The organism is Pseudoflavitalea rhizosphaerae, assembly GCF_003991355.1.
In the GTDB taxonomy this organism is placed as follows: domain Bacteria; phylum Bacteroidota; class Bacteroidia; order Chitinophagales; family Chitinophagaceae; genus Pseudobacter; species Pseudobacter rhizosphaerae.
The window spans coordinates 52,973-70,623 of sequence record NZ_RCSU01000019.1; the positions used below are offsets into that span (position 1 = coordinate 52,973).

The 17,651-nt window shown below is 48.1% G+C and carries 13 protein-coding genes and 1 riboswitch; all 13 genes read left to right on the plus strand.

Translation table 11 applies throughout. The annotated features are described in order from the left end of the window. Positions 1-25 precede the first annotated feature (25 nt). The 13 genes from D9Y29_RS24255 to D9Y29_RS24315 all read left to right on the plus strand — a co-directional run bounded on the left by D9Y29_RS24255 (position 26) and on the right by D9Y29_RS24315 (position 17,612). Positions 26-2,560, plus strand: coding sequence for a glycoside hydrolase family 38 C-terminal domain-containing protein (locus D9Y29_RS24255; RefSeq protein WP_127132836.1), 2,535 nt, complete (start codon positions 26-28; stop codon positions 2,558-2,560). 7 nt (positions 2,561-2,567) lie between these two features. Continuing rightward, positions 2,568-4,877, plus strand: coding sequence for a GH92 family glycosyl hydrolase (locus D9Y29_RS24260; protein WP_127132837.1), 2,310 nt, complete (start codon positions 2,568-2,570; stop codon positions 4,875-4,877). A 59-nt stretch (positions 4,878-4,936) separates the two neighbouring features. Continuing rightward, positions 4,937-5,815 carry an ROK family protein gene (locus D9Y29_RS24265; protein ID WP_127132838.1) on the plus strand — a complete coding sequence of 293 codons (879 nt, stop codon included), beginning with the start codon at positions 4,937-4,939 and terminating at the stop codon, positions 5,813-5,815. Next, a complete protein-coding gene (locus D9Y29_RS24270; RefSeq protein ID WP_127132839.1) occupies positions 5,812-6,837 on the plus strand; it encodes a LacI family DNA-binding transcriptional regulator in 1,026 nt (341 codons plus the stop codon). The genes D9Y29_RS24265 and D9Y29_RS24270 overlap by 4 nt, the downstream gene beginning before the upstream one ends. Positions 6,838-6,909: 72 nt before the next feature. Then, a complete protein-coding gene (locus tag D9Y29_RS24275) occupies positions 6,910-7,137 on the plus strand; it encodes a hypothetical protein (RefSeq protein WP_127132840.1) in 228 nt (75 codons plus the stop codon). 34 nt (positions 7,138-7,171) lie between these two features. Beyond that, positions 7,172-7,744 (plus strand): RNA polymerase sigma-70 factor, encoded by a 573-nt coding sequence (locus tag D9Y29_RS24280; RefSeq protein ID WP_127132841.1) that lies wholly within the window; start codon positions 7,172-7,174, stop codon positions 7,742-7,744. Beyond that, positions 7,737-7,937 (plus strand): HipA N-terminal domain-containing protein, encoded by a 201-nt coding sequence (locus D9Y29_RS24285; RefSeq protein ID WP_127132842.1) that lies wholly within the window; start codon positions 7,737-7,739, stop codon positions 7,935-7,937. Before D9Y29_RS24280 ends, D9Y29_RS24285 begins: the two co-directional genes overlap by 8 nt. Continuing rightward, the gene (locus tag D9Y29_RS24290) at positions 7,937-8,602 is read left to right on the plus strand and encodes a HipA domain-containing protein (RefSeq protein WP_127132843.1); all 666 of its coding nucleotides are present in this window, start codon (positions 7,937-7,939) and stop codon (positions 8,600-8,602) included. The genes D9Y29_RS24285 and D9Y29_RS24290 overlap by 1 nt, the downstream gene beginning before the upstream one ends. A 285-nt stretch (positions 8,603-8,887) precedes the next feature. After that, positions 8,888-9,862, plus strand: a complete 975-nt coding sequence (locus D9Y29_RS24295; protein WP_127132844.1) for a ribonucleotide-diphosphate reductase subunit beta — start codon at positions 8,888-8,890, stop codon at positions 9,860-9,862. A gap of 43 nt (positions 9,863-9,905) precedes the next feature. Continuing rightward, positions 9,906-11,621 carry a ribonucleoside-diphosphate reductase subunit alpha gene (locus D9Y29_RS24300; protein ID WP_127132845.1) on the plus strand — a complete coding sequence of 572 codons (1,716 nt, stop codon included), beginning with the start codon at positions 9,906-9,908 and terminating at the stop codon, positions 11,619-11,621. 99 nt (positions 11,622-11,720) lie between these two features. Next, a riboswitch (cobalamin riboswitch) is annotated at positions 11,721-11,914 on the plus strand. A gap of 180 nt (positions 11,915-12,094) precedes the next feature. Beyond that, positions 12,095-14,419 carry a 5-methyltetrahydropteroyltriglutamate--homocysteine S-methyltransferase gene (gene metE / locus D9Y29_RS24305; protein WP_127132846.1) on the plus strand — a complete coding sequence of 775 codons (2,325 nt, stop codon included), beginning with the start codon at positions 12,095-12,097 and terminating at the stop codon, positions 14,417-14,419. Between the two features lie 60 nt (positions 14,420-14,479). Then, positions 14,480-14,860, plus strand: coding sequence for an acyl-CoA thioesterase (locus D9Y29_RS24310; protein ID WP_127132847.1), 381 nt, complete (start codon positions 14,480-14,482; stop codon positions 14,858-14,860). Between the two features lie 199 nt (positions 14,861-15,059). After that, positions 15,060-17,612 carry a zinc-dependent metalloprotease gene (locus tag D9Y29_RS24315; RefSeq protein WP_127132848.1) on the plus strand — a complete coding sequence of 851 codons (2,553 nt, stop codon included), beginning with the start codon at positions 15,060-15,062 and terminating at the stop codon, positions 17,610-17,612. Positions 17,613-17,651: the final 39 nt, after the last annotated feature.

Genomic DNA, 17,651 nt, shown 5'->3' on the forward strand with positions numbered 1-17,651 from the left:
CCCTGTTTTTTATAAAATAACCCTGATGGTTATACGTAAGTATTTACAGAAGCTATTCCTGGCATCGATTGTGATGGGGAATAGCTTCACGCTTCCGGCTCAACAATCCTGGTTCATCGATGGCTATCACGGGGGCATCTGGGGGCATTACCCCGAAGGCTACACGAAATTCATCATTGAACAGTTGCGGCAACATCCTTCCTGGAAGATAAATCTCGAGATAGAACCTGTTACCTGGGATGCAGTGAGCACAGAAGACCCACTTGCTTATCGTTCACTGAAGGCAATGGTGGCGGCTGGAGACCGCATCGAGTATGTGAATCCCGCATTCGGTCAAAGCTACCTGTTTATGGGTTCCGGTGAAAGTATGATCAGGCAGTTCAGTTTTGGAATTCAGAAATTGCGTGAACATTTTCCCGGCATCAGTTTCAAAACCTACTCTTCAGAAGAGCCTTGTTTTACCAGCGCTTTGCCGCAGGTATTGAAATCCTTCGGTTTCAGGTATGCATCCCTGAAGAACCCGAATACCTGTTGGGGAGGTTATACCCGCGCATACGGCGGTGAGTTGGTGAACTGGACCGGTCCTGACGGCAGCAGCATTCTCACAGTTCCAAGATATGCATCAGAGGAACTGCTGAAAGGGTCCACCTGGCAAACCATTGCCTGGAATAGTGGCCGCGACTATGTTCAATCGGCGCTCCGCAATGGCGTGAAGCATCCGGTTGGCATGTGTTTACAGGATGCAGGCTGGCGCAATGGTCCCTGGCTTGGGAAAAGAACAGATATACAATACATCACCTGGCGGAATTACTTTGAAAAGATTGCTGATCACAAACTGGCCACCAACTGGAAATTATCGCAGGAAGATCTCCTCGTAAGCCTGGTTTGGGGATCGCAGGTACTGCAGCGCATTGCACAGCAGGTACGGAGTGTAGAAGACAAGCTGGTGGCAACAGAGAAGCTGGCCAGCATAGCTGCTGTACGATCAGGCTTTGCCTGGCCGCAGGCCGCTTTCGATCGCGCATGGAAAAAATTGTTGCTGGCACAGCATCATGATTGCTGGATCGTTCCGTATAACGGTGATCGCGGAGATACATGGGCAGACAAAGTGCGTAACTGGACTTCAGCTGCAGAGCAGATCTGCGATAGTATCCGTAGTGAATCCATGAAGTTGCTGGTTGCCCCTGCTGCCAATTCAGAAGCTGGTGTGATCAGCGTTTTCAATACAAGCGGTGTGGACCAGCATGCATTGGTGGCGGTTCCGGCCACGGAAAATATTACTGCTGTTGAATCAGGTGAATACCTGCTGCCCGTTCAATATATCACCAATGAAAATTCCGGGAAGAAGGAACTTCTTTTCAAAGCGAAGGCGCCTGCTGCCGGCTCGCAAAAATTCCGTCTGGTCAATAATAAGTCCTTCGGATCTAACGGGGCAACAGCCACAGTTGAAAATGGCAGGTATGTGCTGGAGACGGACCTCTACCGCCTGGTGATCGATCCTGCAGCAGGAGGCGCCATTACAAGTCTTGTGAGTAAGAAACTGAACAACAGGGAATGGGTGAAGCAGGGAGACGCAGGCTTCAATACATTGCAGGGAAATTTCCATCAACATGGAGGGCAACTCAGTTCGGCAAAACAACGGGTAAAGGTGCAGATCACTGAGCAGGGGCCGCTTCGCGTAAAAGCAAAAATTTACGGAACGATAGCCGGTCAGTATTTCATTCAGACCATTGCCCTCACACAGGGCGAGCCGCGAATCGATTGTAATCTCCATATCGCCTGGGAAAAAAATATTCCGGTGGGAGACAATTACGGGCAACAGGATTACAAAGCAGAAGATTACCGCAAGGCATTCTATAACGATGAAAAGAAACTCTTGCTGTTATTCCCGGTAAACCTTTCCAACCAGGTCATTCACAAGAATGCGCCTTTCGATGTTACAGCCAGCAGGCTGGACCATACATTCTTCAACAGTTGGGATAGTATCAGGAATAATGTAATACTGCACTGGGTGGATATAACCGGTGAAAAAGAAAAAAATGGAATGGCATTGTTCACAGACCACACCAGCGCATATGTACATGGCAATGAACACCCGCCCGGGCTGGTAGTGCAATATTCCGGCAGGGGTTTGTGGGGAAGGGACTATACGGTGGATGGGCCTACCAGTATCAAATATTCACTGCTGCCTCATGCCGGTCCCTGGGATGCAGCGCAACTGGAAACTGAAAGAGTGAAAATTGCAGAACCATTACTGGCTACTGAAGGAACAGCGATCAATCAAAGCTTTGTTCAGTTCAGCCAGCAAGGCTGGGAACTCAGCAGCATGACCGTTCAGGGGAAAGACCTGCTGATGCGTCTTTATAATGCATCGGCAATGGACTCGGTGGTGACCGTTAAAATATCGATGAATGTGAAAAAAGCTACCCTGGAAAACCTGGATGGGTCGTCCATCAAAACAATTCAATCAAAGAAGAAAACAAGAAGCAGTGTGTCCTTTACCGTTACTGCTCCACGTTTTGGCATAAGAACGATCAGGTTGCATAACCTGGCTAAATAGATCAAGTATGAAGAAATATGCATTTCTCTCAGCAAATATCCTGGCCATGTTGATGGCATCCGCTCAGCAACAACCTGCTGCTTATGTAAACCCGTTTATCGGCGCCAGTACAAGTACTGGTAAGGCAGGTGTTTATCATGGACTTGGAAAAACATTTCCCGGCGCTGCCACTCCTTTCGGAATGGTGCAAGTCAGTCCGAACACTATCACCGGTGGCGATAACGGTTCCGGGTACAGTTATGAGCATACCACTATCGAAGGGTTCGCTTTCACGCAAATGAGTGGTGTGGGCTGGTTCGGTGATCTCGGGAATTTCCTGGTGATGCCTGCTACTGGTCCGCTGGAAACTGCAGCCGGCAAAGAGAATGCGCCACAAAAAGGCGGTTATCGTTCTGCTTACGATAAAGCCAGTGAAAAGGCTTCCGCAGGTTATTACAGTGTGCGTCTCACCAAACACGATATCAAAGCTGAAATGACAGCAGCTCCGCATAGCGGTATGCTGCGTTTCACTTTTCCTGCTCATCAGCAATCCCGTATCCAGATAGATCTGGCCCGCAGGGTAGGAGGTACATCCACACTGCAATACGTAAAACTGGTGAATGAACATACCATTGAAGGCTGGATGCAATGCACGCCTGATGGTGGTGGCTGGGGTAACGGAGATGGTAAAGCGAATTACACCATCCACTTCTATGCACAGTTCAGCAAGCCTTTGAAGAAAGCAGGCATTTGGAGCGCCAATATTCCGGATGACCAGCCACGTAAACGGGAGAATATTGAAAGCGATGAATACCAGCAAAGGATCGCCAAAGCTGAAATATTTGAAGGATCGAAAGAGAAGGAAGGTAAGCATCTCGGCTTCTACACTGAATTTGCAACTAACGCCGGGGAACAAGTGCTGATGAAGGCCGGGATCTCGCTGGTAAGTATCGAAGGCGCTAAAAAGAACCTGCTGACAGAGATAAAGGGCTGGGATTTTGACCAGGTGCAAAAGAACGCGTTTGAATTATGGAATAATGCACTCGGTAAACTCAATGTTGAAGGTGGAGATGATGATAAAAAGACGGTATTCTACACTGCGCTCTATCATACCATGATCGATCCACGCGCCATGGCAGACGTGGATGGGAAATACCCCGGTGGTGATCATCGTACACATCGTACCAAACAATTCACCAAGCGTACTGTATTCAGTGGCTGGGATGTGTTCAGAAGTCAGATGCCACTCCAAACAATTATCAATCCCGTTGTGGTGAATGATATGGTGAACTCCCTGGTAGAGTTGGCCGATCAGACCAGTAACAAATATTTCGAACGCTGGGAATTCTTCAATGCTTATAGCGGCTGCATGCTGGGCAATCCCGCTATTTCCGTGGTCACCGATGCTTACGCAAAAGGGATCAGGAATTTCAATGTACAGAAAGCGCTGGCCTATGCCATCAACTCCTCTGAGAAATTCGGTAATGGGGTGAAAGGTTATACGCCAGGCGGCTTGTCTGTTTCCCATACCCTGGAATATGCCTATACGGAATGGGCAACCGCTAAACTCGCCGGGTTCCTGGGAAATAAAGAAGCAGAAAGAAAATACAGAAAGCGAGGCGAGTTGTACCGTAATATTTTCGACAGCAGCAAACAATGGTTCCGCCCTCGTAAAGAAGATGGCAACTGGGAACCCTGGCCGGAGGAAGGAAGATTGAAAGAATGGTATGGCTGTATGGAGGCCAATCTTTATCAACAGGGATGGTTCGTTCCGCATGATGTGCCAGGTATGGTGGCTTTGATGGGCGGAAAGGAAAAAGTGCTGGCTGATCTCAATAACTTTTTTGAGAATGTACCGGAAAACATGATGTGGAATAATTATTACAATCATGCGAATGAACCCGTGCACCATGTTCCTTTTCTCTACAACCGGATCGGTGCTCCCTGGCTGACGCAAAAACGGACAAGAGCCATCTGTGACAGGGCCTATAAGAATTCAGTGGAAGGGTTGGTGGGGAATGAAGATGTGGGACAGATGTCTGCCTGGTATGTGCTTGCCGCCAGTGGCCTGCACCCGGTTTGTCCCGGCGAGACCAGGTACGAGATCACCAGCCCGGTTTTCGATAGCATCCGCTTCAAACTCGATCAGAAATATACCAGTGGTAAAACCTTTACCATCATCGCTAAAAACAATTCACCCGAAAATTTATACATCCAGCGTGCCAGTCTTAACGGTTATCCATATACGAAATGTTATATTGATCACAAGGATATTGCGGCTGGAGGCACACTTCAGTTGGAAATGGGACCTGAGCCCAACTACCAATGGGGCAAATAGTTGCGTGAGATGCCGTTGAAGGAATAGCGGCTTCAACTTGTATAAGTGACATTAAGGTTATGAACAATTCATTCCTGGCCGGTGTGGACATCGGAGGGTCGCATATCACGGCGGCACTGTTAGATAAGGCAACCGGTGCTATCATTCCTCAAACCTGGCATAGAAGTTCCGTACCCGCTGGCGGCACTGTTGAAGAGATCATCGGTGCCTGGAGCAGTGTGATCAGGGCAAGCTTTGAAATGCATGCAGTTCCTGCCCGCATCGGTATTGCAATGCCCGGCCCCTTCGATTATAATGAAGGTATTTGTTATATCCAGGGGCAACAGAAATATGAGTCGCTCTATGGCCTCAACATCAAAGAACTGCTGGCTGTTAGTCTCGGTTTTCAAAAAGAAAATATCCGCCTCACCAATGATGCCGCCTGTTTTTTGCAGGGTGAGGCTTTCGCTGGCGCAGCAAAAGGTTGTTCATCAGTGATAGGGCTTACACTGGGGACCGGGCTTGGCTCTGCCACCTGTTTTCACCAGCATGCAGAAGATGCGGCCTGGTGGAATGCTCCATTCAAAAAGAGCATCGCAGAAGATTATCTATCGTCCCGCTGGTTCGTTCAACGTTATCATCAGCTTACAGGATTATCTGTTCCCAATGTAAAGCAATTACTGAATACCGGGGATCAAACTAATATTCAGATCGTGTTCGGGGAGTTTGGCCATAACCTGGGTACATTCCTTCTGCAAAAATTGCAGCAGCAATCCGTTGAACTGATCGTCATTGGCGGCAATATTGCCCAGGCATTTCCGCTGTTCGAGAGATCGCTCCATGAAACTCTGCGGCAGGACGATATTCAGATACCTGTAAAACAGGCGATCCTCGGAGAACAGGCAGCGCTTATCGGCGCTGCTACAGCCGGAGTGGACAGGAAATTAAGTCTGTCATGAAGAATATCACCATTAAAGATATCGCCCTTAAAGCAGGAGTAGCGCTATCCACTGTTTCTGCCGTGCTCAACGGCAAGACCCGGGAGAGCCGTATCAGTGAGCAATTGGCCAGCAGGGTACGTGGCATTGCTGCGGAACTGGGTTATCAGCCCAATCATACTGCTGTGGCCCTGCGTACAGGTAAGACCCGTGTGTTGGGATTGATAGTGGAAGATATATCGAATGTGTTCTTTGCATCGCTGGCAAAGATCATCGAAGAGGAGGCCGATTCCATCGGTTACAAAGTGCTTTATTGCAGTACCGAGAACAATGAAGACAAGGCCCGTGAACGTGTGCGAATGCTCAGTCAGCGGCAGGTAGATGGCTTTCTCATCACACCAACACCCGGTATGCGCGCGGAGATCGACAAACTCGCCGGACAGCATAAGCCTCTTGTGCTGATGGACCGCTACTTTCCCGGACTTTCGGTTCCGCATGTGGTGGTAGACAATTATAACGGTACACAAATGGCTATGCAGCATCTCCTGGAAAAGAACTATCGCCGCATCGCTTTCGTGACCATTCAACTGGACCAGGTGCAGATGCACCAGCGCCGTGAGGCGTATGAAGACAGTCTCAGGATTGCAGGGATTCCCGTGGAGGAAGACCTGGTGCTGCAGTTACCCTATCGCTGCAAACCTGAAGAATCTGTACAATTGATCCATCGGTTCATCAGTAACAGGCCAGGACTTGATGCCATTTTTTTTGCCACCAATTATATAGGTGTGTACGGACTGGAAGCCATCAGGGACCTGGGGTTGTCCATTCCGGACCAGTTGGCCGTTATCTGTTTTGATGATCACGATATTTTCCGTTTGTATTCACCGGCTATCACCATCGTGAAACAGCCCGTGGCGCTGATTGCGCAGACCGCCATGCAGTTGCTGGTCAGGCAGTTTGAGAAAAGCGCCGGGGCGAAGCTGCCTGCGCAAAGCTTCCAGGTATTGCAACCTGCTCAACTGGTGGTCAGGGCATCGACATAAAAAATAAAAAAAAATATAGACAGGGATAGCGGTACTTGCCGTTCCATGTGACATTAAACATAATGAGCTATTATGGATGCTAAGAAGCTAAGCCAGGTAACAGGTGGTGCACAGCCGGATTGGCCCACTCGTGAGGAGTACCGGTTGTTGGAGGAATGGTATCATAGTTGCGAAACCAGGCCCGGATTGTTGCAGCAACTGAGCAGACCAGAGTTGGTCACCATGAAGCAACAGCAGTTCCGGCTTATAACCGAAAGACTGGAACCGAAAAAAAATAAACTTGTCCTGGTGGTTGTTTGATATTAATTTAGTTCATACCTATAATACGATTTGCATGTCTTGCTTGCCCCAGCACTATGCTAACCTTGATGACGCACAGCTTTTCAGGCTGGTGAAACAGGATGATATTAAAGCGTTCGAAGCGCTTTATAGTCGTTACTGGAGTGACCTCATCGATGCAGCTTACCGCCGCCTGCAATCGCGCGAGAAAGCCGAAGACATTATCCAGGATATTTTCGTTAGCCTTTACCAGAAAAGACATACACTCGATATCACCGTTTCCCTCGAAGGATATCTCTTTCAGTCCCTCAGATACAAAGTACTGAACATGATCAGGGACGAATTGACCCGCACCGCCTGCAGGAAGAAAATTTTTTTTAAGGAGCAATGCAAAAACGATTCGGCTGAATATTGCGATGCAAAAGAATTGAATAGCCGGATCGGACGTGTGCTGAGCTCATTGCCCGATAAATGCCGCGAAGCATTTCTGTTGAGCAGGGAACAGAACCTCTCCAATAAAGACATCTCGCTTGGGATGAATATTTCCGTTAGTACCGTTGAAAAGCATATCGGTAAAGCACTGCGCATTTTGCGGAACAACCTGAGGGATTATACATTCAATGCCTAGTTTCCACCGGGTTCATCGAAGTAATACACTCTTTGCATTTTTTGACGGACTCATTCCGGAAGGTTGGTTGCTTGACATTGCCAAAGATCATTGGAAGGTCAACCGGAATGACCGGTTTGAATTATTATTACTCACATGCCGGGATGCAATTGGCGCGGTAAGCGTTGTTCCCGTAGAAGAAAACGTTGTATAATGCCAAACTGTTTGATTTGTTACCAGGATGCAGCGGGCGATCATTTTCATGATAAATGCGCCAAAAAACTTTTTGGCACAACCAGCATGCCTACACTGGAACTCGATAAAAAATTATTGAAAGACCTGGCAGCGCAAACCATCAACCAACGTATTGCTGTAACAGGGGTACAGCCCAAACTATCGGTGACCCTGGAAAAACATCAGGGTAATGGACGTTTAATGATCGTTGGATTATGGGGTGAATTTATTCTCAAGCCACAGCACGAAAAATTGCAGGCAATGCCGGAAACGGAAGATTTGACGATGCACCTGGCTGGCATTTTTGATATAGGTGTATGCGAACATGCATTACTGAGAGCCACTGACGGAAGTCTTGTATACCTGGCTAAACGATTCGACAGAGAGAAAGGTCGGAAAATCCATACTGAGGACTTCTGTCAGTTGTCGGAGTTTCCGACGGAAAATAAATACAAGGGCTCTTATGAAAAAGCTGGCAAGCTCATTCTTGCCTGGTGTACCAATACAGGCCTGGATAAGCTCCGCTATTTTGAGTTACTCCTAATGATCAAAGCATCTTTTCTCACCGCGGACCTGCAGGAGCGGTATTGGATGATCTGGAAAAAAAGCAACAGATTTTTTCATAACCTGAAGACAGGTGCTTGATGGCCCGCCAATAAATTGGTCAGCGGGCCTTACTATTTTCAGCCAGTCATTAAATTTATTTCAAATATGTTTCCTCTAATTCAGGCGGTCATTGAGCTGTCAAACTCCCCCGATCTTTTATTCACAGACTGTTGATTTCTTTATCCTCCCTCAATTGAATTTATTGTGAACTTTATTCAACTGCATTACGCAATATTTCCTTTTATATAGGGTCATACGTTAGGGATCAAATCAGTCAGAATGTTTGGGCCCAGGGGATTGTATCACGATTAAAGAAATTGATTTATGGGATTATTTGACAAGAGGGTTCAGTACAAACCATTTGAATATCCGGAAGTACTCCAGTACACATCGGCCATCAACAAATCCTTCTGGGTTCACTCGGAAGTTGACTTTACGGCCGATATCCAGGATTTTCATGCACATCTGACCCCTGCGGAACAGAATGCTGTGAAGAACAGCCTGCTTTCCATTGCCCAGGTGGAAGTGGCAGTGAAATCTTTCTGGGGCAACCTTTACCATCATTTCCCCAAGCCCGAGATCAACGGACTGGGCGCTACCTTTGCCGAGTGCGAATTCCGCCACTCCGAAGCATATTCCCGCCTGCTGGAAGTGCTGGGTTATAACAACGAATTCGAGAACCTCCTGAAAGTTCCGGTGATCCAGGAGCGTATCAACTATTTGTCAGCCGCGCTGGCCAATACCAAATCCACCGACAAAAAAGAATATACCGTTTCTCTCATCCTCTTCAGTCTCCTGATCGAGAACGTGAGCCTTTTCAGCCAGTTTGCCATCATCCTGGCCTTTACCAGGTTCAAAGGACTGATGAAAAACGTGAGTAATATCATTGCCTGGACTTCCGTAGACGAACAGATCCACGCCAATGCCGGTATCTTCCTCATCAACAAACTGAAGGAGGAATATCCGGAGATCTTCACGCCGGAAACCATCAATCATGTACACGAGATCGTGAAACTGTCCATCGAAACGGAGAGCCGTATGCTGGACTGGATCTTCAATGCAGGGAATATCGAGATCGTGAACAAACAGGACCTCACCAACTTCATGAAGAGAAGGGCTGACGACAGTCTCCAACAGATCGGCATGCCAGCCATCTTCAACGTAACTGCGAAGGAAGCCGGCGCCATGTTATGGTTCGAAGAGGAAGTGTTCTCCAATAGCCTGGACGATTTCTTTGCCAAGAGGCCCGTTGAATATACCAAGTTCGACAAGAGCATTTCTGCTCATGATTTGTTTTAATTGATTGCGAGTGTTTATCCAAACCCATTAAATCTTTTAGTGTATGACAACATTATTTGAAACTGCCGCACCCGCTGCGGACCAATTACCAGATATTGCCGGCAAATATGAGCAGGAAAAACTGTGGTGGAAGAATGAAGAAAGTGAACAGATCCTGAACAGGGGCTATCTGCTGAAAGGGGAGACTGTTGAAGGGGCGATTGAACGTATCTGCAGTGCTGCAGCACAACGTTTGTATAAGCCCGAGCTGAAAGATGCTTTCAAAGAAATGGTGGAAAGAGGATGGATGAGCCTCAGCTCTCCCATCTGGGCCAATATGGGTACTGAAAGAGGGTTGCCGATCTCCTGTTTCAACGTACATGTTCCAGATCATATCGAAGGCATCACCCACAAGCTGGGTGAAGTGATCATGCAAACCAAGCTCGGTGGCGGGACCTCCGCTTATTTCGGCGCCCTCCGCGAACGTGGCAGCGCTGTGACCGACAACGGTAAGAGCAGCGGAGCCGTTAGTTTCATGCGTCTTTTCGATACAGCTATGGACACCATCTCACAGGGTGGTGTAAGACGCGGTGCATTTGCGGCCTACATGGATATCGATCACGGTGATATTGAAGAATTCCTCTCCATTAAAGATATCGGTCACCCCATCCAGAACCTTTTCTACGGAGTTTGTGTGCCGGACTACTGGATGCAGGATATGATCGACGGCGATATGAAGAAAAGGGAGATCTGGGCCAAAGTGCTGGAAAGCCGCCAGCAGAAAGGACTTCCCTATATCTTCTTCTCAGATAACGTGAACAGGAACAAACCACAGGTTTATAAAGATCAGAACCTGACCATCCACGCCAGTAATCTCTGCTCAGAGATCATGCTGCCTTCTTCTATTGATGAGTCATTCATCTGCTGTCTCTCTTCCATGAACCTGGAGCTGTACGACGAATGGAAAGATACCAATGCCGTAAAGCTGGCAGTATTCTTCCTCGATGCAGTTTTGCAGGAGTTCATCGCCAAAACAGAAGGCAATCATTATCTCGAAGCTGCCAATAAGTTTGCGAAAAGGCACCGTGCGCTTGGATTAGGCGTACTGGGATGGCACTCTTACCTGCAAAAGAATATGATCCCGTTTGAAGGAATGCGCGCCAAACAACTGACCGCCGCCATTTTCAAAGATATCCAGGAGAAAGCCAACAAAGCCAGCAAAGACCTTGCATGGATCTATGGCGAGCCTGATCTGCTGAAAGGATACGGCAAGAGGAATACCACATTGCTGGCCATCGCTCCAACAACTTCTTCCAGCGCGATCCTGGGACAAACATCTCCCGGAATCGAACCATTCAGCAGCAACTATTATAAGGCAGGTCTTTCCAAAGGCAATTTCATGCGCAAGAACAAATACCTGAAGGAATTGCTGGTGAAGAAAGGGATCGATAACGAAGATACATGGCGCGGCATCATGCTGAACCATGGTAGCGTACAGCATCTGAAAGAGCTGACACAGGATGAGAAAGATGTTTTCAAAACTTTCAAGGAGATCAGCCAACTGGAGATCATTCAACAGGCTTCCATCCGTCAGCAATATGTTGACCAATCACAAAGTCTGAACCTGAACATCCCTTCAGACCTTCCTGTAAGAGAAGTGAACAAGCTGCTCATCGAAGCATGGAAACTGGGAGTGAAAACCCTTTATTACCAGCGTAGCCAGAGCGTTTCAAAAGAAATGGTCACCAACCTGGTAAGCTGCAAGAGCTGCGAAGCATAATCGAAGTATCATCATATTGAGTAAGGCGCAACCGTTTGGTGCGCCTTTTTCTTTTTCCTGCAAATGCACTAATTTGCACCCTCAAGTTCTTTTCTATACATCTTATCAAACAGTATAGGTTCCCATGTAAGATGGGATTAATAGGGAATTGTGTGTGAATCACAAGCTGTCCCGCAACTGTAAGTAACATACCTGAGTTTTTACCCTCGTTGTCCACTGTTCTGCAAACACGGAATGGGAAGGACGGTAGAAACGTTACAAGCCAGGAGACCTGCCTTTATTGTATTTGACAGTGCTTTCGTGGAATGAAGCGATTGTTGAATTGATATGTGCTCAACACAACTCCCTGCAATTTCTGCAAGGGCTGTGCCTGCATGCGCATATTCCTCTCTTCCATCTTTCTTCTTTTTCATTATTGCATTCCTGTTTAGCGAAGGGCTTTTAACTGATTCATCATCTTTAAAAGCGAGAACATGCAAACACAAAACCTCGGCTACCCGCGGATTGGCGGCCAAAGGGAACTCAAGAAAGCATCGGAGCAGTACTGGGCCGGAAAGCTTACGGCACAACAACTGATGCAAACCGGCAACGCCATCAGATTACAGAACTGGCAAATTCAAAAAAACGCGGGGATCGATCTCATTCCCTGCAACGATTTTTCTTTCTACGACCAGGTGCTTGACACCAGTTTGATGCTCGGGGCTATCCCTGCCCGTTATCACGGACTGGTGCAGGAGAAACAACTACCGCAGATCGATCTGCTCTTCGCCATGGCAAGAGGCTATCAAAAAGACGGCTACGATATCACTGCCATGGAAATGACAAAATGGTTCGATACCAATTATCATTACATAGTTCCGGAATTCACCGCCAATCAGCAGTTCACCTTGTTCAGCAACAAAGCACTGCATGAATTCAATGAAGCCAGGCAACATGGCATTCAGGCCAAGCCGGTCTTACTCGGACCTGTTTCTTATCTCCTGCTGGGGAAAGAAAAGGAGCCAGGTTTCCATCGACTCGAACTGATCAAAAGATTATTGCCTGTGTATTTGGAAATGCTGGGCAAGCTCGAAGAGGCCGGCGCTTATTTTGTTCAGTTGGATGAGCCCTGTCTTTCACTTAATCTTACTGATGCAGAACGGCAGGCATTCGCCAAAACCTACCAGGAGATCAAAAACAAATTCCCACAATTGCAGATCATCCTTGCCAGTTATTTCGAATGTTATGGAGAGAACCTGACAACGGTACTGAAACTCCCGGTACAAGTGCTGCATCTTGATCTGGTTCGTTGTCCTGCTCAGCTCGATGATATACTTGCCACGGATATCGCACGCACACGAACTATCCTGTCGCTGGGCGTGGTGGATGGAAGGAATATCTGGAAGAATGATTTCGAAGAATCCCTTTCGCAGGTCCATAAAGCTGTTGCCAAACTGGGAGCCGATAGGATCTGGATTGCGCCTTCCTGTTCATTGTTGCATGTTCCCTGCGATCTGGAATTCGAGAAAAATGAAAAAACACTCAGTCCTGAGATCAAACAATGGCTGGCTTTCGCCAAACAAAAGATCGAAGAAGTGGTAACCCTCAAACAACTGGCGGCAGGGGAGAACAATGAAGTTGTCAGCGTCAGGTTGAAGGAGAATATAACAGCAAACAAGAACCGAAAAACTTCCGGCCTGATCCATAATGCTGCCGTAAAGCAGCGCGTGGCTGCCATCACAACAAAGGACGCGTCTCGTAACAGCGATTTTTCGATCCGAAAAAAATTACAGCGCGAAGCATTGAAGCTGCCATTATTCCCTACCACTACCATCGGCTCCTTCCCTCAAACAGCTGAGGTGAGAAGCTGGCGGGCAAAATGGAAAAAAGGAGAACTTACGCAGGAACAGTACGATGAGCTGATTGCAAAAGAAACGGAAGAGAGTATCCGCTGGCAGGAAGAGATCGGTATTGATGTACTTGTGCACGGGGAATTCGAGCGCAACGATATGGTGGAGTATTTTGGTGAACAGCTCAGCGGTTTCGTGTTTTCGCAGAATGGCTGGGTGCAGAGTTATGGCAGCCGCTGTGTGAAGCCGCCCATCATTTATGGAGATGTGAGCCGTCCTGCTCCCATGACCATCCGCTGGACTTCCTATGCGCAATCACTCACCGCCAAACCTGTGAAAGGCATGCTGACGGGGCCAGTCACGATCCTGCAATGGAGCTTTGTTCGTAACGATCAGCCACGCAGTGAAACCTGCACCCAGATTGCGCTTGCGATCAGGGATGAAGTAAACGGTCTCGAACAGGCTGGCATCGGCGTGATTCAGATTGATGAACCTGCCATCCGCGAAGGGCTTCCTTTGCGCAGGGAGAACTGGTCGGCATACCTCAACTGGGCAGTTCGTGCATTCAGGATCTCCGCCAGCGGTGTGAAGGATGCCACACAGATCCATACGCATATGTGTTATTCCGAGTTCAATGATATCATTGCAGAGATTGCGGAGATGGATGCGGATGTGATCACCATCGAATGCAGCCGTTCACAAATGGAATTGCTCGATGCCTTTGCAGCGTTTAAGTATCCCAATGAGATCGGGCCCGGTGTGTATGATATCCACTCACCGCGTGTGCCATCGAAAATGGAAATGATACAGCTCATGGAAAAAGCCCGGGCGGTGATACCTTCGGAGCAACTTTGGGTGAATCCCGATTGCGGCCTGAAAACCCGCGGCTGGATCGAAACAAAAGCAGCATTGCAGGAAATGGTGGATGCCGCCAGGGAACTGAGAAAGAATATTGCCGTTCAGGCATGAACTATTTATCCAATAGGCTGATTTGCTCAGCCTGTTGGTTTCATTCTTTAAAAAACACTGATGAACCAGGAACGAAGAGACCGGTCCGTTACAAGGATCTTCAAAGCAGTATTTCCAGACAGCACCAATCACTACGACACATTATTCGGCGGCACCGCTATGGCGCTCATGGACGAGGTGGCCTTCATCACCGCTACACGTTACAGCCGGCAACGCATGGTAACGGTGAGCAGCGATCGAATCGATTTCAAAATGCCGATCCCTGCCGGCACCATCATCGAGCTGGTTGGCATGGTGTCATATGTTGGCAATACCAGTCTGAAAGTAAAAGTGGAAGTATTTATCGAGCAGATGTATTCCAACGACAGGGACAGGGCCATCAGTGGCGAGTTTACATTTGTAGCCATAGATGAAAACAAGAAAGCGGCAAAGATCTCTTAGGGTAGCCCGGCTGCATTCAGAACTGTGGATGCAGCAAGAAAAGTTTGAAGCGCAGGGCCTTCCGTTTTTCATTGACCGTCTGTCAATTTGAATAATTGTTTGCGATACTGGTGCCGCTATTTAAGCCATTTACATAGTATATACCCGTTTTTGTCAAAGATTCGCATACTTTCATGGCACTTAAAAATTCGAACTATAGATGCGTAAAACAATTTTGCTGATGAGTGCCGGCCTTATGCTTGCTACGGCATCCATCGCTCAGCGGAAGAAAGGGCCAGCCCCCCAACCTGCTGATACTTCCAAAAAACCGGCCATGGCTCCTCCTGCGCCCGGTATGATGGGGCGCCCAGGTGCTCCCAAAGCAGGTCCAAAACCATACAGTGAAGTGATCACTTCCAAAGCTGTAACAAGAAAAGGAATGTTCACTGTGCACAAACAGGACGACCGCTACCTTTTCGAGATCCCTGATTCCCTGATTGGCCGTGACGTTCTCGTAGTGAGCCGCATCTCCAAATCCGCTGCCGGCGGACGCGCCCAGATGATGGGTTATGGCGGGGACCAGATCAATGAAACAGTGATCCGCTTTGAGAAAGGTCCGGATGATAAGATCTTCCTGAAGACCATCTCTTACACTGAACTGAGCACCGACTCTTCCGAAAACGGAATGTACAGGTCTGTGATCAACTCCAATCTGCAACCTATTGCTGCGGCATTTGATGTTAAAGCCTATAATAAGGGCGTTGTGATCGACCTGACGGATTACATTGCAGGCGATAATGATATCCTCTTCTTTGAAGCCCGTACGAAACGAGCACTCGGCCTCACAGCCATGACACCACCTGCCTCTTACATTTCCGAAGTGAAATCTTTTCCTGGCAATGTGGAGATCAAAACCGTTAAGACCTACACCAAAACCAGCACCCCTCCCATCCCTGGTATGATGGGTGGCGGAAGCACCGGCCCTGCTACCTTTGAACTGAACACTTCACTGGTACTGCTTCCTGCTGTGCCGATGAAAGCTCGTCATTTCGATGACCGTGTTGGTTATTTCGCTACTGGTTATACTGACTTCGATGCCAACCCGCAGGGTGTAAAGAAGGTCAGCATGATCACTCGCTGGAAACTCGAACCCAAACCTGAAGATGTAGAAAAATACAAACGTGGTGAACTGGTAGAACCACAAAACCCGATCGTTTATTATATCGATCCCGCTACTCCAAAGAAATGGGTTCCTTTCCTCATCGCCGGGGTGAACGACTGGCAGGTTGCTTTCGAGAAAGCTGGTTTCAAAAATGCCATCTATGCCCTGGAAGCTCCCAAGAACGATTCTACCTGGAGCGTGGAAGATGCCCGTCACAATGTGATCGTGTACAAACCTTCCGATATTCCTAACGCCAGTGGTCCTCACGTTCATGATCCACGCAGTGGCGAGATCATGGAAACACATGTGAACTGGTACCATAACGTTATGAACCTGCTGCGCAACTGGTACCTGATCCAGGCTGCCGCTGTAGATCCCAAAGCACGCAAAATGAAATTCGATGATGAACTGATGGGTCAGCTGATCCGTTTTGTTTCATCTCACGAAGTTGGACATACGCTGGGCCTTCGCCATAACTTCGGCTCTTCTTCTACTGTTCCTGTAGAGAACCTGCGCAATAAAGCATGGGTTGAAGCTAATGGCCACACGCCTTCTATCATGGACTATGCACGTTTCAACTACGTGGCTCAGCCTGAAGATGGTATTTCCGAAAAAGGAATTTTCCCACGTATCGGTGATTATGATATCTGGGCTATCGAATGGGGTTACAAATGGAAACCTGAATTCAAGACTGCTGCTGATGAAGCAACCTGGTCTAATAAATGGATCATCGAAAGACTGAAGGCTAATCCCCGTCTCTTCTTTGGTACAGAAATGGACCGCGACGATCCACGTTGTCAGAATGAAGACCTGGGCGACAATGCCATGAAAGCAAGTGCCTACGGTATCAAGAACCTGAAGCGCGTACTCGCAGGTATTCCCGAGTGGTCCAAAGAACCCAATGAAGGATATGACAACCTGGCTACACTCTACAAAGAGGTAGTAGGTCAGTATAGCCGTTACATGGGCCATGTTACAAAGAATATCGGTGGAATCGAAACTACACCCAAAAGCGTTGAGCAGCCGGGTGATATATACGAATTCACTTCCAAAGCCCGTCAGAAAGAAGCGATGGCTTTCCTGCAGCAGCAACTGTTCACCACACCTACCTGGTTACTGGATTATAAACTCATGCCGCTTATCGGTGGAAATCCTGGTACCCAACTGGCAGGCCTGCAGGTACAGGTGGCTTCCCGTTTAATGAACCCTTCCACGCTCGGTAAGCTGGACCTGTTTGAAAAAACGAAAGGAAGCGCTGCTTACACTTCCACTGAAATGCTCAGTGATCTGAAGAAAGGTATCTGGAGTGAACTGGCTACCCGCAAAGCCATCGATCCTCAGCGCCGTATGCTGCAAAAAGGATATGTTGATGCACTGATCGCTATCGTTGCGCCTCCTGCTGCTCCTCCTGCTCAGAATATGGGCGGTATGCAAATTCAGATGGGCGGTGGCGGATCAAAGATCTCTGACGCAATTTCATTGCTGAAAGGTCACGCACGCAGTCTCATGGCTGAGGTCAAAGCTGCTGCAGCTGCTGCTCCCAACCAGGCTACACGCCTGCACCTGCAGGATGTTGCCGGAAGACTGAGCGATGCACTGGATAAGAAGTAAGCTCTTCTCCTGATAAATATGTTTAAGCAAAAGGGGTGA